The 23,583-nt window shown below is 45.0% G+C and carries 16 protein-coding genes; 13 read left to right on the top strand and 3 right to left on the bottom strand.

Annotated elements, in window-relative coordinates:
* Window positions 1-147 precede the first annotated feature (147 nt).
* The 4 genes from QT990_RS11645 to QT990_RS11630 all read left to right on the top strand — a co-directional run bounded on the left by QT990_RS11645 (window position 148) and on the right by QT990_RS11630 (window position 6,077).
* Complete coding sequence (locus tag QT990_RS11645) at window positions 148-693, top strand: gamma carbonic anhydrase family protein (RefSeq protein ID WP_333140435.1); 546 nt, start codon at window positions 148-150, stop codon at window positions 691-693.
* Between the two features lie 143 nt (window positions 694-836).
* Window positions 837-1,442, top strand: a complete 606-nt coding sequence (locus tag QT990_RS11640; protein WP_333140437.1) for a Uma2 family endonuclease — start codon at window positions 837-839, stop codon at window positions 1,440-1,442.
* Window positions 1,443-1,653: 211 nt separating this feature from the next.
* Window positions 1,654-4,086 carry a GH116 family glycosyl hydrolase gene (locus QT990_RS11635; protein ID WP_333140439.1) on the top strand — a complete coding sequence of 811 codons (2,433 nt, stop codon included), beginning with the start codon at window positions 1,654-1,656 and terminating at the stop codon, window positions 4,084-4,086.
* Window positions 4,087-4,643: 557 nt separating this feature from the next.
* Window positions 4,644-6,077, top strand: a complete 1,434-nt coding sequence (locus QT990_RS11630; RefSeq protein WP_333140441.1) for a protein adenylyltransferase SelO family protein — start codon at window positions 4,644-4,646, stop codon at window positions 6,075-6,077.
* A gap of 328 nt (window positions 6,078-6,405) precedes the next feature.
* Here the strand turns inward: QT990_RS11630 and QT990_RS11625 are convergent, their stop codons facing one another.
* Both QT990_RS11625 and QT990_RS11620 read right to left on the bottom strand, forming a co-directional pair.
* Window positions 6,406-8,820, bottom strand: a complete 2,415-nt coding sequence (locus QT990_RS11625) for a tetratricopeptide repeat protein (protein ID WP_333140443.1) — start codon at window positions 8,818-8,820, stop codon at window positions 6,406-6,408.
* Window positions 8,777-10,975: a tetratricopeptide repeat protein gene (locus tag QT990_RS11620; protein ID WP_333140445.1), complete on the bottom strand. Its 2,199-nt coding sequence runs from the start codon at window positions 10,973-10,975 to the stop codon at window positions 8,777-8,779. The genes QT990_RS11625 and QT990_RS11620 overlap by 44 nt, the downstream gene beginning before the upstream one ends.
* 465 nt (window positions 10,976-11,440) lie before the next feature.
* Here QT990_RS11620 and QT990_RS11615 point away from each other — a divergent pair, with 465 nt between their 5' ends.
* The 4 genes from QT990_RS11615 to darG all read left to right on the top strand — a co-directional run bounded on the left by QT990_RS11615 (window position 11,441) and on the right by darG (window position 14,885).
* Window positions 11,441-11,686, top strand: coding sequence for a hypothetical protein (locus QT990_RS11615; protein ID WP_333465269.1), 246 nt, complete (start codon window positions 11,441-11,443; stop codon window positions 11,684-11,686).
* Between the two features lie 50 nt (window positions 11,687-11,736).
* Window positions 11,737-13,122, top strand: a complete 1,386-nt coding sequence (mnmE, locus tag QT990_RS11610; protein WP_333140449.1) for a tRNA uridine-5-carboxymethylaminomethyl(34) synthesis GTPase MnmE — start codon at window positions 11,737-11,739, stop codon at window positions 13,120-13,122.
* An 80-nt stretch (window positions 13,123-13,202) separates the two neighbouring features.
* Window positions 13,203-13,829, top strand: a complete 627-nt coding sequence (gene darT, locus QT990_RS11605; RefSeq protein WP_333140451.1) for a type II toxin-antitoxin system toxin DNA ADP-ribosyl transferase DarT — start codon at window positions 13,203-13,205, stop codon at window positions 13,827-13,829.
* 21 nt (window positions 13,830-13,850) lie between these two features.
* On the top strand, window positions 13,851-14,885 hold the full coding sequence (darG, locus tag QT990_RS11600) for a type II toxin-antitoxin system antitoxin DNA ADP-ribosyl glycohydrolase DarG (protein WP_333140452.1): 1,035 nt from the start codon (window positions 13,851-13,853) through the stop codon (window positions 14,883-14,885).
* Between the two features lie 43 nt (window positions 14,886-14,928).
* On the opposite strand, the gene QT990_RS11595 is transcribed toward darG, so the two are convergent.
* Window positions 14,929-16,467, bottom strand: coding sequence for a SagB/ThcOx family dehydrogenase (locus tag QT990_RS11595; protein WP_333140454.1), 1,539 nt, complete (start codon window positions 16,465-16,467; stop codon window positions 14,929-14,931).
* Window positions 16,468-16,690: 223 nt separating this feature from the next.
* Between QT990_RS11595 and QT990_RS11590 the strand changes: the two genes are divergently transcribed.
* The 5 genes from QT990_RS11590 to QT990_RS11570 all read left to right on the top strand — a co-directional run bounded on the left by QT990_RS11590 (window position 16,691) and on the right by QT990_RS11570 (window position 23,530).
* Entirely contained in the window at window positions 16,691-17,212 is a 522-nt protein-coding gene (locus QT990_RS11590) for a pentapeptide repeat-containing protein (protein ID WP_333040082.1), read from the top strand.
* Between the two features lie 502 nt (window positions 17,213-17,714).
* On the top strand, window positions 17,715-18,047 hold the full coding sequence (locus QT990_RS11585) for a hypothetical protein (RefSeq protein ID WP_333465268.1): 333 nt from the start codon (window positions 17,715-17,717) through the stop codon (window positions 18,045-18,047).
* Window positions 18,048-18,080: 33 nt separating this feature from the next.
* Window positions 18,081-20,162, top strand: coding sequence for a dynamin family protein (locus tag QT990_RS11580; protein WP_333140458.1), 2,082 nt, complete (start codon window positions 18,081-18,083; stop codon window positions 20,160-20,162).
* A gap of 221 nt (window positions 20,163-20,383) precedes the next feature.
* Window positions 20,384-21,661: a hypothetical protein gene (locus QT990_RS11575; RefSeq protein WP_333140460.1), complete on the top strand. Its 1,278-nt coding sequence runs from the start codon at window positions 20,384-20,386 to the stop codon at window positions 21,659-21,661.
* 198 nt (window positions 21,662-21,859) lie between these two features.
* Window positions 21,860-23,530 (top strand): dynamin family protein, encoded by a 1,671-nt coding sequence (locus QT990_RS11570; RefSeq protein ID WP_333410202.1) that lies wholly within the window; start codon window positions 21,860-21,862, stop codon window positions 23,528-23,530.
* Window positions 23,531-23,583 lie beyond the last annotated feature (53 nt).

The following is a 23,583-nucleotide window of genomic DNA, read 5'->3' as shown; positions in this document are numbered from 1 at the left end:
AATCAGTTACACTAACCAGAGGGTTAGGCTAATCGTCCTTGGATATTCTTTATCCATTTGGATTAAACGAGTCGCACCCAAATACTTTTATTATATCCCGTATCAACAACCAGCTAATCTGCTAGAAGTATAACGATCGACCAACAAATGAGCAATCTCAACGAATCTCTGCCTGCACTTCCTTCCTATTGGCCCTTGCCTGATCTATCCCAAGCGGCTTTTGTCGCTGAAGGCGCTGTTGTGATCGGCAGGGTAGAGGTGGCAGCGGGCGCTAGTATCTGGTACGGGGCGGTGGTGCGGGCGGATATAGAGCGAATTGCGATCGGCTCAAGTACCAATATCCAAGATGGAGCAATTCTGCACGGTGATCCAGGGCAACCGACTGTTTTGGAAGATTTCGTGACAGTGGGACACCGAGCCGTGATTCACTCAGCTTACATTGAACGGGGCTGCCTGATCGGGATTGGGGCGATCGTGCTGGATGGAGTGAGGGTGGGCACAGGCTCTATCGTCGGTGCAGGGGCGGTTGTCACCAAGGACGTTCCCCCTCACACGCTAGTTGCGGGAGTGCCTGCCAAACGCCTGCGGGATGTCTCTGAGGAAGAAGCAGGCGAGTTGGTGGAACACGCTAAGCGTTACGAAAAGTTGGCTTTGGTTCACGCGGGGAAAGGTTCTGATTTGGGATTTGATTAGTTGAGGGAATTTTGAGAATATTTCTTGTCCCACCCCCTACTCCCCTTATTAAGGGGGGCTAGGGGGGATCTCCGGGTTAGTTTTATTTGACAAGAATGCTAAAGTACAGTAATTAAAATAAAGCAAAAAACTATTAGTTTCCAATGGCTTACACTGCGCCAAAAATCTTAACTTTTGAAACATTCCTCGATCGATATTGTGACAACTTCCGCTACGAGCTCGCTGACGGAGAATTAGTTGACATGGAACCCACAGGCCCACACGAAACCGTCAGCGGTAAACTGGCAACTCAAATCGGCATCGCCATCGCAGCCGAAAAACTACCTTGGTTCATTCCCCGCACTTGTTTGATCCGTCCATTCTCAGATGCAGCTACTGCCCGCCGTCCCGATATTGTCGTGTTAGATGAAACCGCTATTGTCAGCGAACCTCTCTGGGAAAGAGAACCTGTGATTACGCTGGGACGATCTATTAAATTGGTGGTAGAAGTCGTCAGCACTAACTGGGAAACAGATTACGCCCGAAAAGTTGAAGAATATGCTATTTTAGGGATTCCAGAATATTGGATAGTTGATTATCGTGGATTGGGAGGCGTGGCTTTTATCGGTAAACCTAAACAACCTACTATCACCGTTTGCCAACTGATTGACCAAGATTACACGCAGCAACAATTTCGCATCGGTCAACCGATTATTTCTCCTCTGCTAAAGAACTTGCAACTTCGGTTAGATGATATTTTGCCCCGTTAGGCGAGCACCCAAGCGATTTTAAATTTTAGATTTTAGATTTTAGATTTTAGATGGGAAAATTGATGAAGTCGGCGAACCTGAAACCAATTGCTTGATAGTCAACAATCAACAGTCAACAATCTTCGGAAAAATCGGGGTTTGTTCGATCGATAAAAGTTTAAAATTAAATAAAAAAAATTGTCAAGCTCGATCGAGCGCTAAGATTAATCACATGAATAACGATCGCACATCCAATCCAAACATCCCCCCGCACACCTGGAAACGTCCCATCGGCCTCGGTTGGGAGAATCCCTATACAGTCCGCTACGCAAGCAATCTCGACGATGGCCCCTGGCACGGAATGCCTCTGGGCGGCTTCGGTGCCGGCTGCATCGGGCGATCGTCCCGCGGCGACTTCAACCTCTGGCACATTGACGGCGGCGAGCACATTTTTCGCAGTTTGCCCGCTTGTCAGTTCAGCGTTTTTGAAGAAACTCAAGGCAAGAAACAAGCTTTTGCACTGTCCACTGAACCGCCTACCGATGGCAGTTTATCTAGTTGGAAATGGTATCCAAAAGAAGGAAGAAGGAAGAAGGAAGAAGGAAGAAGGGAAGAGTCAAATTCTGGGACTTATCATGCTTTGTATCCGCGCAGTTGGTTTGTTTATGAAAATGTGTTTGATGCTCAATTAAGCTGCGAGCAATTTTCGCCAATTTTGCCGAAGAATTATCAGGAAAGCAGTTACCCAGTTGCGATGTTTGAATGGGTAGCGCACAATCCTACAGATGCGCCGATTACTCTCAGCATTATGCTGACTTGGGAGAATATTGTTGGTTGGTTTACTAATGCCAATAAGTCGCAGAAAGTGATGGTTCGAGATGATGGTAGTCCATTTTATGATTATCAATCCCGGTGGGGAGAAAGTGCCGGAAATTTTAATTTGTTGGTGGAAGATTTTCACCGGATAGGTTGCGTGATGACGCGGTTGACTGCTGAGGAGGAACCGCAAGAGGGGGATGGACAATGGGCGATCGCAACTATTACTAATCCGGCGGTAGAAGTATTCTACCAAACTCGCTGGAACCCGGCGGGGAATGGGGACGATATTTGGCGCAACTTTTCTGCTGAAGGTTTCTTGTTGGATGACAGAGACGAGACAGCAGCAGCCCCAGGAGAACAGTTGGCTTGTGCGATCGCAGTTCGCTTTACTATTCGACCAGGAAAAACTCGCAAAATTCCCTTTATTATAGCTTGGGATTTGCCCGTTACTGAGTTTGCATCAGGAGTTTGGTACTACCGTCGCTATACAGATTTCTTCGGCCGCAACGGCAAAAATGCTTGGCCGATTATTCGCACTGCAATGAAGCATTCGGATACTTGGCGCGAAAATATTGAAGCTTGGCAAAAACCGATTTTAGAAAGAAAAGATTTGTCAGACAGTTTTAAAATGGCGCTGTTTAATGAGTTATACGCCCTGACAGACGGCGGTACTCTTTGGAGTGCGGCTGACGAACGCGATCCGAAGGGTCAATTTGCGGTTTTGGAGTGCATTGATTACCGCTGGTACGAAAGTTTGGACGTGCGGCTTTACGGTTCTTTTGCTTTGTTGATGCTGTGGCCGGATTTGGAAAAGTCGGTGGTTTTAGCGTTCGCTAGGGCAATTTCTGCAGGAGACGATACGCCGAGAATTATTGGCTGGAATCAAGCTTCGGCTATTAGAAAAGCTGTCGGTGCGACGCCACACGATTTGGGTGCTCCTAACGAACATCCTTGGGAGAAAACGAATTATACTAGCTATCAAGATTGCAATTTGTGGAAGGATTTGCCTTGCGATTTTGTGTTGCAGGTTTATCGGGATTTCCTATTGACTGCCAGTACAGATTGTGAGTTTTTGCAAGAGTGTTGGCCGGCAATTGTTGAGGCTTTGGCTTATCTGAAAACTTTTGATGAGGATGGGGACGGAATTCCTGAAAATTCGGGAGCACCGGATCAGACGTTTGATGACTGGCAAATGCGGGGGATAAGTGCGTATTGCGGGGGTTTGTGGTTGGCGGCGCTGGAGGCTGCGATCGCGATCGGCGAAATCTTGGAAGATGCAGCACCGGAAATAATTCCTAACCCTCAAGCAAAGATAGCATTATATCACAGTTGGCTGCTACAAGCAAGACCCAGCTATCAAGAAAAACTGTGGAACGGTCAATATTACCGTTTGGACAGCGAGAGTAACTCGGAAGTGGTGATGGCCGACCAACTGTGCGGTCAATTTTACGCGAAACTGTTAGGATTACCGGATATTGTGCCGCCAGAATGTGCAGTCAGTGCTTTAGAAACTGTGTACGATTCTTGCTTTTTGAAGTTCAATGAGGGGGAGTTCGGTGCGGCGAATGGGGTGATGCTGAACGGTTCGCCGGAAAATCCCAATGCAACTCATCCTTTGGAAGTTTGGACGGGGATTAATTTTGGGTTGGCCGCTTTTTTGGTACAGATGGGAATGGAGGAGAAAGCATTTAAATTGACGGATGCGGTGGTGAAGCAGATTTATGAAAATGGGTTGCAGTTTCGCACGCCGGAAGCGATTACGGCGGGGGGGACTTTTCGGGCAAGTCACTATTTGCGGGCAATGGCGATTTGGGCAATTTACGGGGTGTTGACCAATTTTAAATAGGGGAAAAGGTATATAGCAATCCTTGTAGGAGTTGTAATTTTTTTGACCCCACCCCAACCCTCCCCGAACCCGTGGGGAGGGAGTAAGAAATTCACAAATGATTTAGATTACTATATTAGGTGGTGAATCCCACTTAACTTTAAAAAATTTAAGACTTCATATCATGTCCCGTCGATTACCCTTCATCAGGTAGGGGCGGGTTCACCAACAACATCGGCCAATAATTGACAATCTCAAAAACCCGCCCGACCGGGATATTATGGTCAATCGGATATGAGATCAACTCCATTTTTAGCAAGGAAAACGGTTAATTTAACTCGCACTAAAATTAACAGTAAAAATTTTTAGCCTTCGAGGAAGAAACTAATGTTTCATGCTCAAACTTTAGCTATGCTAAAATTTTAAAATGAAACAGTCCTGCTGGGATGCGAGGGGTATCGAACTCGGCTATAAACGAGGGAGACAAAGGGTATGAGGCAATTGTTGACACCGATGCAGTGCAGACCTTACCCGTATATAATTTGGAGTGATAGCCAATTTGAAGATAAAATAGAAAAATGTCAAATCCTTTGCTTTCCCTCAATTACGAACCAGCCCTCGAATCCCTCGGCGGCGACTATTTTGATGAAGTCCCTGCGGCCGATTTTCCGCAGCATATTCTGCGCTTCCGCAACGACAAATTATTGCCGATATTGGGTTTAGACCCCGCACAAGTAACCGACCAACATTTTATTGAAGCGTTCGGCGAATTTCACTGCGTCCGCCCCTTTCTCGCACTCCGCTATCACGGCTATCAATTCAACACATATAACCCCAATTTAGGCGACGGTAGAGGCTTCTTATACGGCCAAGTTCGCGGGACTGACGGCAGACTTTACGACTTCGGTACTAAAGGTTCCGGCCGCACTCCCTACTCGCGGGGCGGTGACGGTAGACTCACTCTCAAAGGGGGAGTTCGCGAAGTTTTAGCTGCGGAAGCTTTGCATCGATTGGGAGTTCGGACATCTCGCTGTTTTAGTTTAGTTGAAACTGGGGATGCTTTGTGGCGGGGCGACGAACCCTCTCCGACGCGATCGTCCGTAATGGTGCGTTTCAGTCTTTCTCACATCCGGTTTGGAACTTTTGAAAGATTGTACTATATCCGCCGCCCGGATTTAACTAAAAAACTTTTAGATTTTGTTATTGAATATTACTACCCAGAACTGCATTTAGAAGCAACCAATGGGGGGTTTTCGCCGCAGGAAAAGTACGCCCTGTTTTATGCAGATTTAGTCAAGCGAGTAGCTGAATTAGTCGCTCAGTGGATGGCGGGAGGATTTTGCCACGCTGTGCTGAATACTGATAATATGTCGATTACTGGAGAAAGTTTTGATTACGGGCCTTTCGCTTTTATCCCAACTTACAAGCCGGAATTTACAGCAGCTTATTTCGACCATTACGGTCTGTATTGTTACGGCAATCAACCGTTGATTTGTAGGGACAATTTAGAGAAGCTTCAGCAACCGCTATCAGCGGCGATTCCTCAAGCTGATATGGATGCGGGTTTGGCCAAGTTTGGCGATTATTATAATGCAGCTTATCGGCAGTTGATGCTCAAGAGATTGGGATTTGAGGATTTGCCCGAAGCTGAGGGAGATGAGTTGTTGAAGGTGACAATTAAAATGCTGGCGGAGTCTCAAGTAGCCTATCACGATTTCTTTTTTGAACTGCGAAGACAGTTCGATCGCACTTGGCGAGATGATGCTAGTCTAATTTTTGCTGAGGCGGAACCGGCGGACTTGATAGCACCTTGGCGACAGTTTTATTATCACGTTTTGCAAAGTTTGTCGGCGGATGATATGGACAAAATGGCGGACTGTTTGCGGAGGCACAATCCCGAACAATCGCTGTTGAGACCGACGATTGAGGCTGTTTGGGAAGCCATAGCTATTGAGGATAATTGGGAACCGTTTTATGAATTGGTTAAACGACTTCAAGACCCAGAAAATTGATTGATAATAGCTTGAATTAATAGCGCGTAAGGGCTGGTTTACCTGCATTTTCTGTTAGTATTAAAGATTAGCGTGAACCAGCCCCGGAGCAATCTGAGATTATAAAATATTGACCGATAAAAATATAACATCGAGAAATAATTACTAATGACTAATGACCGAAAGCATCCAGGATACCCGCCACGTGATTCATTCCGAAAGCAGAATCAGGACCGGTGAAATAAAAAACCTGTATCCGATGAAACTTGCCGAACGTATTTATCTCGCGCAAGTCAATGCTTCAATTCTTTAATCTAAAATCTAAAATCTAAAATCTAAAATCGATTGACTACTTCAGCTTTTCAATCTCAAATTGTGCATCTTTGTAACCGCCGGTAAGTCCTTGATCTAGAAACATTTTGCCGGCTTTTTCTAAATCGCTAATTGCTCCTGCTTTGTCTCCCAATGAGCGGCGAACCATGCCTCTACCGTAGTAAGCAGCAGCATAATTCGGGCTGATCCGAATAGCTTGCACGTAATCTGCGATCGCACTATTGTAATTCTTTAACTCTTGATAAATCTTAGCCCGATTGGCGTAAGCTTCAGCATTGTTGGGATTGAACCCGATTGCTGCTGTAAAATCTGCGATCGCCCCCTGCGCGTCACCCCCTGCGCTGCGAGCTAAACCACGATTGTTAAAAGCATTAAAATCATTCGGATTCACTGTCAGCGCTTGAGTGCAATCGGCAATTGCTTTCGGATAATCCTTCAAATTTAAATAAGCAATGCAGCGATTGTTGTAAGGAACCCCATCCTCATCGCTCAGCGAAATTGCCTGAGTGCAATCGTCAATTGCCGCTTGATGCGCTCCCAAATTCAACTGCGTGCTGCAACGATTAGCGTAAGCATCTCCACTCTTGGGATCGATCGCAATTACCTGAGAATAATCCGCCAGAGCTCCCTGATAATCTCCTAGGTGAAAGCGAGCTCTCCCCCGACTGTAAAAAGCATCAACATTCTTAGCATCAAGTTTAATTGCCTCAGTATAATCTCCAATCGCCCCCTGCAAATCTGCGCTCCCAGCGCGAGCCAATCCCCGCGAATGATAAGCTTTAACAAGGTTCGGCTGCAACCGAATTACTTCGGTAAAATCCTGAATAGCCGCCTTGTAATCTTGCATTTCTAAATAAGCAACTCCTCTTTCATAATATGTATCAGCATCATTGGGCTGGAGATTCACAGCTTGAGTGTAATCCTCAATCGCCCCGCCCTTGTCGTTAAAATCGTGACGGGCTAGCCCGCGGTTAAAATAAGCCTGAAAATATTTAGGATTGAGAGCGATCGCCTGAGAATAATCCGCAATTGCTTCTTGATACTTTTTTAAATCATAATTAGCATTACCACGCCTATAAAAAGTCTCAGCATTGTTAGGATTCAATTGAATTGACTTATTAAAAGCCTGCAAAGCTGCCTCCGCATCTTGATTGCGAGACTTTTCCACTCCCTGCTCGTAATATTCCTTAGCTTTAATCGGATTCGGGCGTCTCCAATAACTAAACAGAAATAGCAGAACTATCGCCGCCCCGAAGCCCGCCAAAATCATCAACCAAAATCGACTTCCAAAACGTGACGAAAAACTATCCGAAGACAGTAACCTCGGAGAAATACTTTTCTTGTGAGCCTTATTCCCCGGTTCTTGGCGGTGTCTCAACTTGCGGATAGCTACCAAAACTTCCTCAGCAGATTGATAGCGTTTGCCAAATTGGTGACAGACCATTTTGTCAATTATATTGGCTAATCCCACAGAACATTGAGTTCGGTTTCGCCACACAATCTCCCCCGTGTGAGAAGGACTCGGATCTTGCAATTTGGGCAAATCCGTACCGGGCAAACCCGTGATAGCTTGGACGGCCATCATCCCGACTGCATAGATGTCGCTGCTAAATTGCGGGTTGCCTTGAAATTGTTCGATCGGCATATAAGCCGGAGTTCCAGTAGCAATGGTGCGCGGAAATTCTGTATCGTGCTCGCTGACTTGATTTGCAACTTCTTTAACCGAGCCGAAGTCAATTAAAACTAATTTGCCGTCTGGTTTGCGGCGGATTAAGTTGGAGGGATTAACATCGCGGTGAATCACTCCCTGAGAGTGTACGAAGGCGAGAAGTTGTAACACTTCTTCCAGCAGAGCCAGCACTCGTTCTTCCCGCCAAGGTTGACCGGCCACAATTTCCCGATTTAGGGCGTGTCCGGGCACAAATTCTTCGACGAGGTAGAATTGATTTCCTTCTTCAAAATAAGCGAGTAAAAAGGGAATTTGATCGTGTTTTCCCAGCTTTTCTAATATTTCTGCTTCTTGTTTAAATAAGCGGTAAGCTGTTTTGAGAACTGTGGAAGTGTTGCTGGGAGGGCGCAGTTGTTTTACTACACATTGAGGGTGGCCAGGGCGTCGAGTATCGACAGCTAAATAAGTTTGTCCAAAAGCTCCTGAACTGAGAATTTGCACTACCCGATAACGCCTGTCTAAAAGTTGACCAACCATGTTCATATCTATAATTGAGAATTGGTAACGGGGAGTTGGTAATTGGGAATTGGTAAGGGGGAATTGGTAAGGGGGAGTTGGTAAGGGGGAGTTGGTAATTTGGCCTTCTTCCTTCTTCCTTCTTCCTTCTTCCTTCTTCCTTCTTCCTTCTTTTTTTAACATCTGAATGGTGACTAATAGTTTATTTAGGGTCGTTGATTTGTGATTGTGCGTTTTGGAAACCATCGGCTCTTCCTTGTTCTAGAAAGAGGGTTGCAGCTTTCTGAAAATCCTCGATCGCCCCAGCACGGTCTTTGAGTTGGCGGCGGACGAGGCCTCGGCTGTAAAAAGCGCTAGCATTGTTGGGGTTGAGCCGCAGCGAGTGAGCGAAATCCTCAACTGCTAAAGGGTAATTTTTGAGTTCTGAGTAAATAGTACCGCGATTGCTGTATGCTACTGCATCGCTGGGATTGAGTCGAATTGCTTGAGTAAAATCTTCTAAAGCTCCCTGCTTGTCTCCCGAAGCTGATCGAGCTAATCCTCGATTGCTGTATGCTTTGGGATTGTTGCCGTTGAGTCCGATCGTCAAACTGCAATCTTCGCTGGCCTTTTGAAATTGTTTTAAATTCAGATAAGCAATGCAGCGGTTGTTGTAAGCTGCTTCATCTTTTGGAGCGAGGCGAATTGCTTCGGTGCAATCTGCAATCGCTTTGTCGTAGGTGGCCAAATTCAAGTAAGCGCTGCACCGATTGGTATAAGCATCAGCGAGATCGGGTTGCAATTCGATCGCCTTAGTATAATCTTCCATTGCTCCTTGATAATCTGCCAGATTAAACCTGGCTCGACCACGACTGTAGTATACGCCAGCTTGTTTGGGGCTAATTTGAATGGCTTGAGTAAAATCTGCCATTGCTCCTGTTTTGTCCCCTGCTGCCGATCGAGCTAAACCCCGATTGCTGTAAGCTGTAGCATCGTTGGGACTGAGCCGAATTGCCTGAGTGTAGTCTTCTATTGCTGTGCGGTAGTCGCCCAAATCGTAGTAGGCTAAACCCCGCTGAGAGTATGCCTCACCGTCGCTGGGATTGAGTCGCACTACTTGGGTGAAATCTTCCACGGCCCCCCGCTTGTCGCCGATGTCGAGGCGGGCCATACCTCGATTGTAGAGAGCTTTGCTGTGGCTAGGATTGACTTTAATTGCTTGCGTGTAATCCTGTATTGCTTGCTCGGTTGCGCCCATGTCGTAGCGAACGTTTGCCCGCTTGTAGTAAGTTTCCGCATCGCTGCCATTCAGGGCGATCGCTTGAGTATAATCGGCGATCGCGCCTGTTGTGTCACCTTGCTGGGCCTTGGCCACGCCGCGGGCTAACAATTCTTTTGCCCTCGCGGGACTTTGACTCTGCCAAAAGTAAATTATCAGTGCTGTCAAGATTAAAGCTGCCGCTGTTGCAGCCAACAGCAGGAGTTTGGTTTGGCTTTGTCTTCGCGGTTGACTCATAGCGTCCGTGATGATTGTGGCTGGCGGCGGCTCAACCTCCAATTTTACGGCGATTTGTTTGAGGTCTGCTAAAACTTCGGCGGCCTCTTGATAGCGTTCCTCGCAGTCGGGGCGCACCATGCGATCGATAATATCTGCTAGGGCTGCCGAACAAGTTGCCCGGTTTCGCCAGGGAATTTCGTTTTTGTTGTTTTTTAAGGCACTCAGTTCGTTGGGTGAGAGTCCTGTGACGGCAAGCTGGGCGATCGTACCTAGAGCGTAGATGTCGCTATTGTAACGGGGGTTGCCGCTCAATTGCTCGATCGGCACGTATAAATCCTGAGCCGCCAAATCCTGTTTTTTTGCCTCATGCCGTTTAACAGAGTTCGGGGAAGTTTGCGACAACAAATGACAGTTAGCAAATTCCGGGTTAATTTCTTTGTCTAAGCTAAAGTCTACCAATACAAATTTGCCGTCTGACTCGCGCCGGATCGCTCTGTCTGGTTGAATTCTGCGGTGAATAAAACCCTTCTCGTGTATGAACACCAAAATTTCTAATATTTCTGATAGCAGACCAATTACTTGGTCTTCATCCCAAGGTTCACCGGGTATTAGTTCTTGACTTAAAGGTGGGCCGGTAATAAATTCTTCAATTAAGTATAAACTTTGATTTTCCTCAAAATACGCCAATAATTCGGGAATTTTGTCGTGTTTTCCCAATTTTTCAATTATTTCTGCGTTTCTTTGAAATATAACTTTGACTAATTCTGGAGTTTGCGAACTTGTGCCGGGGAGTCGCATTTCTCTAACCGTGCATTGCGGATACCCGGGACGGTGAGTATCTGCTGCTAGATAAGTTTTTCCCACCTCACTTGAGTCTGTGACTTTAATGATGCGGTAACGTCTGTCTAGAAGTTGACCAATCATGCTTTGCCCTCTACCCTGTCAATCGATTTTAGATTTTAGATTTTAGATTTTAGATTGAACCATTGACCCCACAGATAAATTCGGGGGGCAAGTTTCATCGGATACAGGTTTTTTCTTTCTCCACGGATGAATCCGGGGGCTTGTATCCTGGATTCTTTCGGTCAATTTTCCATTATCGCATGAAATCAGATTAGCCAAAATATGTGGCTGAGTAATTTAAGTTCGATCGATCCGTGACTCCTACCCAAAAACGGATAGTTGCTTTCCGACTGGAGTCGTGAGACGCCCAAAATTTTAGACTCTTGTTCAAGTTCCCAGATTGAGCTGTGGAGTCAATCTAAAATCTAAAATCGACTGACTGGCAAAACTGGCGCTCGGATTGGCTCGCCAAGTCCATCGCTGTTGCCACGCTCTTCTAATATTTTAGAAAAAAAATGCTGAAATTGTTTATCCTGTCAATGAGATATGTATAATTTAACAACCAAGCCGGAGGTCAGTCAAATGAAAGTACAAGTGGTTGAATCCCTAATTCAAGTTATCTGGTCTCTCGCAGCCGACGCACAATTAGCGATTCTAGGTAAAATATTACCAAATATCTCCTACGCTTCGAGCCGGAAACTGGTGCATTTTGCCCTAAAGGGCGACTATTTTAATTTTTTGAATGACGAACTAGAGATTTATACTCTCAAATACCGAGAAGCAATTGCCTGATACTCAAAAACAGGAAATTGAGAGAACTTTTGAATGTGTGAACAATAAAAATGTCTGAATCATTAACAAAAGGAGGAACGATCGCAGCGATCGCCACTGCCATAGTTCCCCAACAAGGCAGCGTCGGCATTGTGCGAGTTTCCGGTTCCGCCGCCTTAAAAATTGCCGAAACTCTGTTTCGCGCCCCAGGACGGCAAATATGGGAGTCTCACCGCATTCTTTACGGTCACATCCGCCGCCCCAAAACTCAAGAATTAGTCGATGAAGCTTTGCTGCTAATCATGAAAGCGCCGCGTTCTTTTACTCGCGAAGATGTGGTGGAATTTCACTGTCACGGTGGCATTATGGCCGTGCAGCAAGTCTTGCAGTTGTGTTTGGAACATGGGGCGAGATTGGCGCAGCCGGGAGAGTTTTCGCTGCGGGCTTTTTTGAACGGGAGGCTTGATTTAACTCAAGCTGAAAGTATCTCAGATTTGGTGGGAGCAAAATCGCCCGCTGCTGCACAAAGTGCTTTGGCCAGTTTGCAGGGAAAATTAGCGCAGCCCATTCGCAAATTGAGAACAACTTGTTTGGACGTGCTGGCAGAAATTGAGGCGAGAATTGATTTTGAGGAAGATTTGCCGCCTTTAGATGAAGCTAAAACTTATTTGGAAATAAATCATGTTTTGGAGGAATTGTCAACAATTTTGGCGACTGCCGATCGTGGAGAATTGTTGAGAACCGGTTTGAAAGTAGCGATTGTTGGGCGGCCGAATGTGGGAAAATCGAGTTTGTTGAATGCGTGGAGTAAGAGCGATCGGGCGATCGTCACGGATTTGCCCGGTACGACGCGCGATGTGGTTGAATCGCAGCTAGTTGTGGGCGGCATTCCGGTGCAGGTGCTCGATACTGCGGGCATTCGAGAAACCGAAGACAAGGTAGAAAAAATTGGCGTTGAGCGATCGCGCGCAGCAGCAAAACAAGCCGATTTAGTGTTGTTGACAATTGACGCGGCATCTGGTTGGACAGAGGAAGATTCGGAAATTTACGAACAAGTAAAGCACCGCCAGCTAATTATAATTATCAACAAAATCGACCTAGTAAAAACCATCCCCGAACTACCTTTTTCCTCAGAAATTCACCCAATAGTTGCCGCAGCCGCCGCCCTCGATCGAGGCATAGCAGACTTAGAAACAGCAATTTTAGATGCCGTTAGCAGGGGAAATTTGCAAGCAGCAAACTCAGACTTAGCAATCAACCAGCGACAAGCAGCGGCGTTAACTAAAGCTAAAATTTCTCTGGAACAATGCACAGATACTATTAGCAACAAATTGCCTTTAGATTTTTGGACAATAGATTTGCGCGGTGCAATTCAAGCATTGGGAGAAGTTACGGGCGAAGAAGTGACAGAATCAGTGCTCGACAGAATATTTAGCAGATTTTGCATTGGCAAATAGCAATGGTAAAAGATTGTTTATCTTGAACGGTCAAGCAGATATTATAGTGTTAAACCTGAAACAGCAAACAGATAACAGCAGTGCCATTACCTATCTACCACATTACCCCCATTGACAATCTAGAATCTATTATTTCTCAAGGTGGATTGTTAGCTTACAACGTTATGCTTGAGACAGAAACTAACTATACTAATATCGCCTATGAAAACATCCAAGATCGTCGCGCTAGAATTGGCGTTCCCTGCGGTGCAGGTGGCGTACTGCACGATTATGTTCCCTTTTATTTTGCACCGCGATCTCCGATGTTATACACCATTAATCAGGGGAATGTACCAAACTATACTCAAGGTCAAGCACCAGTTATTCACCTAGTTTCTGATGTATTTGAGATAGACATTAGGGGTTTAGATTTTGTTTTTACTGACGGTCATGCAGTCATGACATTTACCGAGTTTTTTGACGACCTCAACTATCTAGGTGCGATCGACTGGGATGTTATGGGCTCTCGTTATTGGTTTGATACAAATGAAGACAACGACCGAAAACGCAGGCGTCAAGCCGAGTTTTTAGTTAGAAACTTTTTGCCTTGGGAGTTAATCACAGAAATCGGCGTAATCGATTATACAATTCAATCACAAGTAGAAAATATTTTACAAAATTTTACAGATCAAACCCCCGTAAGAGTGCATAAAGATTGGTATTATTGAAATAAATAGTAGGAAATAAAAGTGATTGAAATCAAGGAAGGCAACCTTTTAGAAGCAAATGCAGAAGCCTTAGTGAACACAGTTAATTGTGTGGGAATTATGGGCAAAGGAATTGCCTTGCAGTTCAAGCAGGCTTATCCCGAAAACTTCCGCCAATATGAAAAGGCTTGTCGCGCCGGTGAAGTGCAGCCGGGCCGAATGTTTGTAGTATCTTCGGGCAATCTATTTAATCCCCGATACATTATTAATTTTCCAACTAAACGTCACTGGAGAGGCAAATCAAAAGTCGAAGATATTCAAACAGGACTAAAAGCTTTGATTCAGGAAGTAAAGCAATTAGGTATCACTTCTATTGCCGTTCCTCCGCTAGGCTGCGGAAATGGTGGCTTGTCTTGGAAGACAGTCAAACCGCTAATTGAATCAGCTTTTTCGGAACTGCCAAATGTGCAAGTTTTGCTATTTGAACCCCAGGCTACTCCGCAAGCTGATTCAATGCGGATTGCTACCGAAAAACCCCAAATGACTCGCGCTCGTGCCTTATTTATTAGCTTGCTCGAATTGTACGGAATTCCTGGCTATCGCTTGACAATGCTGGAAATTCAAAAGCTAGCTTATTTTCTTCAGGTAGCAGGTGAACCACTAAAATTGCAGTATGTGAAAGAAAAGTACGGGCCTTATGCAAATAATCTCAATCATGTTTTACAGAAGCTGGAAGGGCATTATATTCGAGGTTATGGAGACAGAAGCCGAGAGGCACAAATTTATGTGTTGTCTGAAGGTAAAATAGCCGCGCGGGATTTTTTACAAAATGCCCCCGATGCTAATGTTAGACTAGAGCGTGTGAGCGGGTTAATTAATGGTTTTGAAACTCCTTACGGAATGGAACTGTTGGCAACTGTTCACTGGGTTGCTAGGGAAAATAGGGAAGCAGCAGAGGATTCCGAAAGAGCGATCGAACTTGTACGCGAATGGAACATTCGCAAGAGCGAACTATTTAAGCCTCAACATATTCGCAAAGCGTGGCAGCGGCTTCGCGAGCAGAGTTGGTTTTTTTAGGATACCTTCTGCCTTCTGACTAATGCTGACTGAGGAGTAATTCTTACGATCGAGGTCTTCCCAGACTTGTAATATAAAGCACAGCCTCACCCGCAGGAATACCGAGAACGTCATTGACGCGATCGTCAAAAAAGCCCCCGATACCGCTGACACCCAAACGCAGTTGTATAGCTGCTAAATTCAACCGCTGGCCCAAATGACCCGCGTCCATGTGCAAATAGCGGTAAACTCGATCGCCATATTTTGCTACAGCCCTGTTCAAATCCGCCGTGTGAAACAACAGCGCCCCCGCATCTCTGCCCAAGTCTTGCCCCAAACACAAAAAATGCAGTTCCCTGCGGAAATTTTTAAACCTAATTTGCCGCAATTCTTGAGCTTTCGGAGCGTAATAGTAACAGCCTTCTTCTAACCCATGCACTCCCGAAACAGCAATAAAAGTCTCGATCAAACTTAAATCGAAATAGTCTGGATAACCGTCTAATCCTTGGTCAATATAGTGCTGGGGCTGGTAAGTAAAATCGAGCATAGCTAGCAGTTCGCCCAAGCTCAAAGAAGCACCTGTATAAGCACGGGTAGAACGCCTTTTGAGCATAGTGTTTTCTAAAGTTTCCAGGTTCACTCCCCAAGGAATCGAAGGAGTGACCGTCGAAACTTTAGTACAAAATGGAAAGTTGTATTTATCCTCTAATTCCCCTTCACTTTCATCCAGTTTCCAGCCGTCAGATCCGGTAGGGTCTGATTCTAAATGCGTGGCTTTGTGGAGGTATTTTAACAGTTGACCTTCGGAAATTTTTGGGTAATCTGTCGTGGTGTTTCCGGGCAAAGCTGTTTTAAATTTAGGCAAGTTTTGGTCAATATCTAGCAAGTCGGCTAAAGCAACTACACAAATAGCTCCTTCTTGCTCCGAGTCGATGTAGAGTAATTCATTGACAGCTTCGTCGGCGAATCCTCCAATCAGGTGAGGTCGGTAATCGTTGACGGCGCAAGCTAACTCGATATTACTCAATAAATGGCCAGTGTCTAGAAAAATTCGCCGATAAGCTCGGTCTTCGTAACGCCAAGAAGAACGGAAAAAAACAGTGGTAATGGCGATCGCCAATTGGGTATTTTCTAGCGCTGGCGACTGGAAACAAGCTGCTTGCAATGTCGGCCAAACTTGACTGTCCCAAAAATGAACAAGTGAATGAGTTCTGCACTGATAATTGTAGAGTCCGGCCGGCAACTGGGCAGTGCCACGGGAGATTAAATAAACCTCTGCTGGGTAGAGTCCACCCGCCGACGGTGCAGATCGCAAATACAGGTAGCTGTCGTCTACCGTCTGCACTTTCGCCGTCAACCCGTAGCTGCACAGCAACAAGCTAGATAACCGATGCCACCAAGCGGCATCGGGATCGGCATCGGCATCCTCGGAGGGGTCTTTTAGATAAGGCTTGAGGTCAAAATACGCTCCAATTTTATATTCTTTGAAAGGAACAGGTTGCTCTGTCCAATCTAGCTGTTTACTTTTAGCAGCAATGGTTTCAGGGTCGTATTTTGTCCGTTCGTGGTAGTGCTGAGCAATGGAGAGAGGAAGTTCTGGCATATTTCAGTAGAGGATTGGCTTTGGTTTCTCGATCTTGACATTACTAACCGCTTACTGGTTGAGCAAGGCAGAATTTTACAAATATAAAAAAAATCTTAGAAAAAATGCGACTGTTGTTACACAAGCTTAACATAATAAGAGACATAAGTATAAATACGCAGAAAAATAACCATTAATTACTGTTATGGATTGGCTGCAGTAGCTGTCGTCATGAGGAATGAAAATGCAAAAGCTAAGCGCTGAGGAATTGCTTGCTCAGTATGCTGAGGGCCAGCGAAACTTTAACGCCGTTGACTTAAGTGAACATAACTTGTTTCAAGCAGATTTGACAGAAATAAATCTTTCTGGTAGCGTTCTGAGGCGAGCTTATTTGCCCTACGGAAATTTGACTCAAGCCAATCTTTATAAAACTGATTTGCAAGATGCTGAATTGGGCGACATTCAACTTTATCAAGCTAACTTGTCGGAAGCAACTTTATCAAGAGCCAACTTATCAAGAGCAAATTTGCGTCACGCCAATTTGCAAGGTGCTAATTTGCAGAAAGCCAATTTGCAAGGTGCGGATTTGTACAATGCAGATTTGACGAATGCCGATTTGAGATATGCGGATTTAAGCCGAGCTAATTTGGAGAAAGCAAAGTTAAGCAAAGCTCAATTAGCGGGCTGCAACTTATTTCGATCGCGCTTGGTTGATTTGTCGGAAGCCGAGTGCGATCGCACTACTATCGGGCCCGAAGGCTATTGATGATTTGCAGCCGCTAGTCTAGCGCCTAGGGCGATCGGCTTAATTAGTCGTGAAGCGTAGCTAGAGCAATCCTAAATGATTCAGATAAATTTGTAGGGGTAGTGCTAAGAGTGCCTACCACCTATCTATCGGGCAACCGGGCGTGGGATTGCCCCTACAATAATTATGCAAATGATTTAGGATTGCTATATCCCGTAGGGAATCGCCCTTTTTACAATTTCTTAACATTTCTCGACATGGGGGAAAATGTGAGTTACAGTCGTAGAGAACTTATACCAATTTTTTATGAGGCCCCGTAGAATCTGATCCCCCCTAACCCCCCTTAATAAGGGGGGGACAAGATTCTTCTCAAAGTCAACCCATACTCCCCAACGATCAGGGGGAGTAGGGGGTATGCGAGGGGGGATCGAGATATGTGAAACTTCACATTAAATTGGTATTATCGCTCCGCAACAGTGACAATAAATAACACATTTGTCCAGCGAAAAACAGGCTAAAATTTATGAATTCTCCTGACAACAAATCCAGAGAACTCCGGCGCAGAGAACAAGAACTGCGGAAGCGAGAACAAGAAATTCGGCTCCGCGAACTAGAAGCCGAAATTGACCGCTCAGTGCCCGAACATCTAACAAGCAAGTACCAAGAACCAGACAGCCAAGTTAACGGCAAACTCAAACAGTGGCGCCGAAAAATTATAGCAGCCGCTCAATTTACAGGCATTGTCATTGCTGTTATCGTTGCAGTTCGCATAGCATCTTGGCTGGCAGCCGCCCTGATAGTGGGAGGCATTGCTTTTATCGCTTACAAAATGTTTATTGAAGAAGACAGAAGTTGAAAACCCCAAGCATGAAACTATCAGGAAACAGCCATGAACCTTAAAGTAGAAACTAGCAACTTTCTCAACGATTTAGAGCGAGTAGCCGCCGTGCGCCGAGAAATTGCCACTCGCCTCAGCAACATCGCCACAGCCATCAACCAATCAGAATTAGCAGGAGGAGAAGCATCGGGAAAACTCGGTTTAGAAACAGACAACGCCGACATTGATGTCGCCAGTAAAAACTTGCGCCAAGGAGTCTTTCGGCTGCTAGTGCTAGGCGACATGAAACGCGGTAAAAGCACTTTTCTCAATGCGTTAATCGGCGAAAACTTACTGCCCAGCGATGTAAATCCCTGTACAGCTTTGCTGACGATTTTGCGCTACGGTTCGGAAAAAAAAGTCACAGTTTATTTCAATGACGGCAAAAGCCCAAAACAGCTAGATTTTAAAAGTTTTAAACAGAACTACACAATTGACCCCGCTGAGGCAAAACGCTTAGAAGAAGAAAAGAAACCAGCATTTCCAGATATCGATTGCGCCGTAGTAGAATATCCCTTACCTTTGCTGGAAAAAGGCATAGAAATAGTAGACAGTCCCGGACTGAACGATACAGAAGCCCGCAATGAATTATCTCTCGGTTACATCAACAACTGCCACGCTATTTTGTTTGTGCTCAGGGCAACTCAGCCTTGTACAATGGGTGAAAGACGCTATCTAGAAAATTACATCAAAGGTCGCGGATTGAGCATTTTCTTCCTGATAAATGCTTGGGATCAGGTGCGGGAAAGTTTGATTGACCCGGATGATCCTGAAGAATTGGCAGAAGCAGAAGGGAAACTGCGGCGGGTTTTTCAAGCTAATTTGGCTGAATATTGTTTAACAGAAGGCCACGACATTTACGACGAGCGAGTGTTTGCAATTACCTCAATTAAGGCGCTCCGGTTGCGGATGAAAAACCCGGATGCGAATTTGGCAGGAACTGGTTTTCCAGAGTTTATGGCGGCACTGAATACGTTTTTGACGCAGGAAAGGGCGATTTCGGAATTGCGTCCGGCGAGGACTTTGGCGCGTCAAATTTCTGCTCGTGTCCGCGAAGCTGTTGGGCGCAGATTACCATTACTCGATCGCGATGTCAATGAGTTGAAAGAAAAGATTGATTCAGTTGAGCCGGAGTTTAAAAAGCTGACTCAGATTCGCGATGAATTTCAACAAGAAATTAGCGAAGTTAGAGATAGTAAATCGCGGGCGATCGCAGATTCTTTTCGCACCTACGTTCTCAACTTAGAAAATACCTTTGAAACAGATTTCTTACGGTATCAACCGGAACTGAGATTTCTGGATTTCTTCAGCCAAGGCAAGCGAGAAGCTTTTGAAGCATCGCTCAAACGAGCATTCGAGCAGTACATCAATGACAAACTAGCAGCTTGGACTCTCACGGCCGAACAAGAAATGAATTCAGCCTTTTCGCAGCTATCGAAAAGTGCCGCAAATTACGGAGCATCTTACACGAAAGTGACTGAAAAAATTACCGAAAAACTGACGGGACAAAAAATACCAGCAGCAGTCAGCCACTCGAACGAAGATAACTCCCCAGGTTGGGCAAAATGGGCGATGGGATTGTTCTCCTTAACGACCGGAAATCTGGCAGGAGTAGCAATGGCCGGAGCGGGTTTTGATTGGAAAAATATCCTGCTCAACTTAATCACTGTGTTGAGCGTCAGTACGATTCTTGCTAGTTTGACGGGGATTGTTTTGGGGCCGCTGTACTTGGCTTTATTGGGGATGGGTGTTGGGGTTTTGCAAGCAGACGGAGCTCATAAACAGTTGGTGAAAGCGGCGAAAAAAGAGCTAGTGAAATATCTGCCGCAGGTGGCTCAAGAGCAGTGGCAGCCGATTCATGATGCTGTAAAAGAGTGTTTTGATGTTTATGGGCGGGAAGTGGGCGATCGCATGAATGCTGATATTACTTCTCGGAAATCTGAGTTAGATAATTTGCTGGCTCAAAAGGAATCTCGCGAGATTAATTGTCAGGCTGAATCGCAGCGGTTGAAAAAATTGGATGCTGATGTTTCTGCAGAGTCGCAGAGTATTGAATCGCTATATCAATGTTTCCTAGCATCGGCGGGAAGCTAGGCGTGTTTTCAAACTTGAAATTAGCTTAAATTGTAGTTGGGTTTCCTTCCTCAACCCAACCTACAGAATAGTTTGAAAACACGCTCTAATCCCCCAGTCTAATTACCGTTGTTATTGACCCAAGATTGGGAATGATCGCAAGAAAATTGACATGGTGCGGAGCCTGCGGCAGAAGGGGCTTAAGGATGTGGATGAGTAGATGCAGACATTAGGGGGTAAATATGGATAATGATAAAGTTTCACAGAAATTAGAGAGATTAGAAAGAAACTTGAAAAGTATTCAAGCCCTTGAAGACAGCTCTGCCAAAATCAACCGACTTATCAACATGGCTCAACAGTTTGAACTTGTCGATCGCCATGAGAAAGCTCAGGAAATTTATCAGGAAGCCTTAGAACTTACCCAAAACTTTTCGGATAGCTATGATAAGGTTTGTTTGCTACAAAACTTGGGCTTGTGGCAAGAGGCAACCCTAATTAATCAAAAGCTGCTGAACAACAGGCTTAACCAAAATCTGCCAGATGGCCCTGAAAAGATAGATATACTTAAGCAACTAGGTCGTTTTCAAGAGGCGATCGAAATTACTCAAAGATTGACAAATGGCTATACAAAGGCAGCTACCTTAATTGAAATTGCCAATCTCATCCAAGAACCAAATCAGAAAAATTATCTCTGGCAAGAGGCACTTTTGGTTGCCGAAACAATTAAAGATATAGAAGAAAGAGATAGAATATTAGTCCATCTGGTTAAAAAAAAATTAGAGAGGAAGCTCGATCGTTCCCATGAATTATTGCCTGAAGAACTGCTAGGGCATTCAAGAGTTATTGCAGTGATAGAGGAAAAAATTTCAGAAGAGCAATACAAGCAAGCTCTTCAAATTGCTCTAAGAATTGAGCAGATAGAACACAGAAATACTGCATTGTACGATCTGGCTTCTTCTCGATATGATAATAGAGATTGGGGGATCGACCTCATCAATCAACACTATATTGTTACTCCCCCAGATTTTTCTCATAAACAAGTACAAGGAATGCAGTTTAGGCAGAGCAGGTATTCAAATACATTAGCTGCATTTGAAGAGCCACCTTTATCAAATTGCACCGATCGGGAGAAGGTACAAACTGCCTATCGCTTTATTTATCTACCTAGTTTTCACCCCAGCTTAGTCATTCGAGTTTGGGGAGATACACTGAGTACACCTTGCTTGCAGGCTGTTACAAAAGTAGGAAGCAAGGTAGGGAGTGAAGAGCCTTGGATGCTCACAGAAGCAAAATCTTTGGAATTACTGACAGCCATCAATGAGAATAAATTTTGGCCTTCCATTACTTGGGATTTGTCTTGGGGTTTGGATGGATCGAGGTGGGTGTTTGAAGGCTGGAATCAAGGAAAATACAAGTGGTTGGATGCTTGGAGTCCTAATAATGGACCAGCATATCGCCTTGGGAAAGTTTTCTTGTCTCTCTTCCCAGAAAACTTATTAGAACTAACTAGAATTTACTGAACCTCCTACAGGTTCACGAGAATAAGTAATATGAGGCTCGATCGATCGCTTATAATATATGTAGGTTGGGCCCTTGGAACGAACCCTACGCTTCGGTTCGCCCAACAAATCTACAAAACCCAACAAATCTACAAAAAATGTTGGGTTTCACTTCGTTCAACCCAACCTACAGCTAACTAAATGAAATAAAACAACAATATGCAACAACCCGAAATTTATCAATACCTGACCGACAATCTCAAATCAGCACTCGGTATTCTCGAACTGGATAAAAACTCCCAACTGTATCGAGATACTACCTCAATTTGCGACTATCTCGCCAAACCAACTTTTCAAATCGCTGTCTTTGGCCCGTTTAATTACGGTAAGTCAACTTTGCTCAATGCTTTGCTTGGAAATCGTGCTTTGCCGATCGACCTCGTGCCCACTACAGGTGCTGCCATTTATGTCAACTACGGCGAGGAATTGCACGCAAAAATTACCCTGAAAGACGGCACGGAAATTAGCGAACCGGGGACTGATGTTTTGAAACGCTATGCCATCCTTGACGACGCGAGACAAATGCGGGATGATGTGGCCGCCGTTAATGTTTATTGTCCCCATCCATTCCTGCAAACCGGTGTGGAATTGCTGGATTTGCCGGGAACCAATGACCGCGAAGAACAGGATAATTTGGTTCGGGATAAATTGCTAACGGCTGATTTAATTGTGCAGGTTTTAGATGCTCGCAAATTGATGACTTTAGGCGAACGGGAGAACTTGAGAGATTGGTTGAGCGATCGCAACATCAACACAGTCGTCTTTGTTGCCAATTTTCTCAATCTACTCGAACCAGACGACCAAAAACAAGTTTACAATCGGTTGTTGTTTGTTGCCGAAAGTTTTCGCTCCAATTTGCCGAACAATATCAGCAATATCTACCGCGTCGATGCTTTGCCGGCTTTGAGGGCGAGGCTGAAAGGAGATGTGGCGGCCGCCCAAACTACAGGAATTGCCAGCTTTGAATCGGCTTTGCAAAGTATTGTAGCAGATCAACAGGAACAATTAGCAGTTAAGTTGCCCAGAATTGAAGCTATAGCTACTAAAATTTGCCAATCTCTCCGAGCCAAAGCTGAAACTGTCACCGCAGAAATAGCCGCAGGTCAAAAAAAGCACAAAGACAAAATTGAAATTAAACAAAAAGCCGAAAAACTGATATCAAAAGGCTTTCAAGCCAGCGTTTCGGATTTCGAGATTTGGCTTTACCAGCCCACACTTTTGCAGCGGTATCAATCGGAAATGGCGCTGTCGCTCCAGGAAGGGAGTTTTGATGCGTGGAAGCTAAAATTTGAGCGAGAGGTCTTACATCAGCAGCAAACCATCGCAGAATGGGTAAATAAAGCTTGCGAGTTCTTTGATAAAGAACAGCCGATCGCACTTTTGATTTCCTTTCCTCCATCCCCGCAAGTCAGTTTACCGGATCCGCCACCACCTCCAGCTCAAAAGTCGAACGAGGGCGAAGTGGCTCCAGTGGCGATCGCCACCGGCTTAGGTTGGCTATTGGGCGGGCCTGTGGGAGCCGCAGTAGTCGGCGGTGCTAGCTATATTTTGAATAAAAGAACTGGGTATGAAAAGCCGCCTGAATCGTCAGAAGCTTATCTAAATCAAGTAACGGAAATTTGCAGCGAGGCTGCTAAAAACTATCTCGCTCGCTTCAGTACCGATACTTTTTCCATGCTGCAACACTACAAGGAAATCGCCGGAAAAGTTATCTGTTTTCAAGAAAGCAAAGAGCCATTAAATATGAATGTTCAGCAGTACCAGTTACAGTTAGTAAATAATTTAATCGATAACTTAGAAGCACAATTGGAGAGAATAAAACTTATATAATTTGAGATTTTAGATTGGTTTCATGGCACTGTCAAATCATCAAGAACAGGCTT

The organism is Microcoleus sp. T3_B1 (assembly GCF_036700445.1).
Taxonomy (GTDB): domain Bacteria; phylum Cyanobacteriota; class Cyanobacteriia; order Cyanobacteriales; family Microcoleaceae; genus Microcoleus.
The sequence above is the reverse complement of the archived record's forward strand: the minus strand, read 5'-3'. Positions and strand labels throughout refer to the sequence as shown.

Coding starts and splice junctions, on each gene's coding strand:
- QT990_RS11590 (WP_333040082.1), top strand. CDS start 16,691: ATGCAAAAGCTAAGCGCTGAGGAATTGCTTGCTCAGTATGCTGAGGGC.
- QT990_RS11615 (WP_333465269.1), top strand. CDS start 11,441: ATGTATAATTTAACAACCAAGCCGGAGGTCAGTCAAATGAAAGTACAA.
- QT990_RS11630 (WP_333140441.1), top strand. CDS start 4,644: ATGTCAAATCCTTTGCTTTCCCTCAATTACGAACCAGCCCTCGAATCC.
- QT990_RS11640 (WP_333140437.1), top strand. CDS start 837: ATGGCTTACACTGCGCCAAAAATCTTAACTTTTGAAACATTCCTCGAT.
- QT990_RS11620 (WP_333140445.1), bottom strand. CDS start 10,975: ATGATTGGTCAACTTCTAGACAGACGTTACCGCATCATTAAAGTCACA.
- QT990_RS11645 (WP_333140435.1), top strand. CDS start 148: ATGAGCAATCTCAACGAATCTCTGCCTGCACTTCCTTCCTATTGGCCC.
- QT990_RS11570 (WP_333410202.1), top strand. CDS start 21,860: ATGCAACAACCCGAAATTTATCAATACCTGACCGACAATCTCAAATCA.
- QT990_RS11635 (WP_333140439.1), top strand. CDS start 1,654: ATGAATAACGATCGCACATCCAATCCAAACATCCCCCCGCACACCTGG.
- QT990_RS11575 (WP_333140460.1), top strand. CDS start 20,384: ATGGATAATGATAAAGTTTCACAGAAATTAGAGAGATTAGAAAGAAAC.
- QT990_RS11595 (WP_333140454.1), bottom strand. CDS start 16,467: ATGCCAGAACTTCCTCTCTCCATTGCTCAGCACTACCACGAACGGACA.
- QT990_RS11585 (WP_333465268.1), top strand. CDS start 17,715: ATGAATTCTCCTGACAACAAATCCAGAGAACTCCGGCGCAGAGAACAA.
- mnmE (WP_333140449.1), top strand. CDS start 11,737: ATGTCTGAATCATTAACAAAAGGAGGAACGATCGCAGCGATCGCCACT.
- QT990_RS11625 (WP_333140443.1), bottom strand. CDS start 8,820: ATGGTTTCCAAAACGCACAATCACAAATCAACGACCCTAAATAAACTA.
- QT990_RS11580 (WP_333140458.1), top strand. CDS start 18,081: ATGAACCTTAAAGTAGAAACTAGCAACTTTCTCAACGATTTAGAGCGA.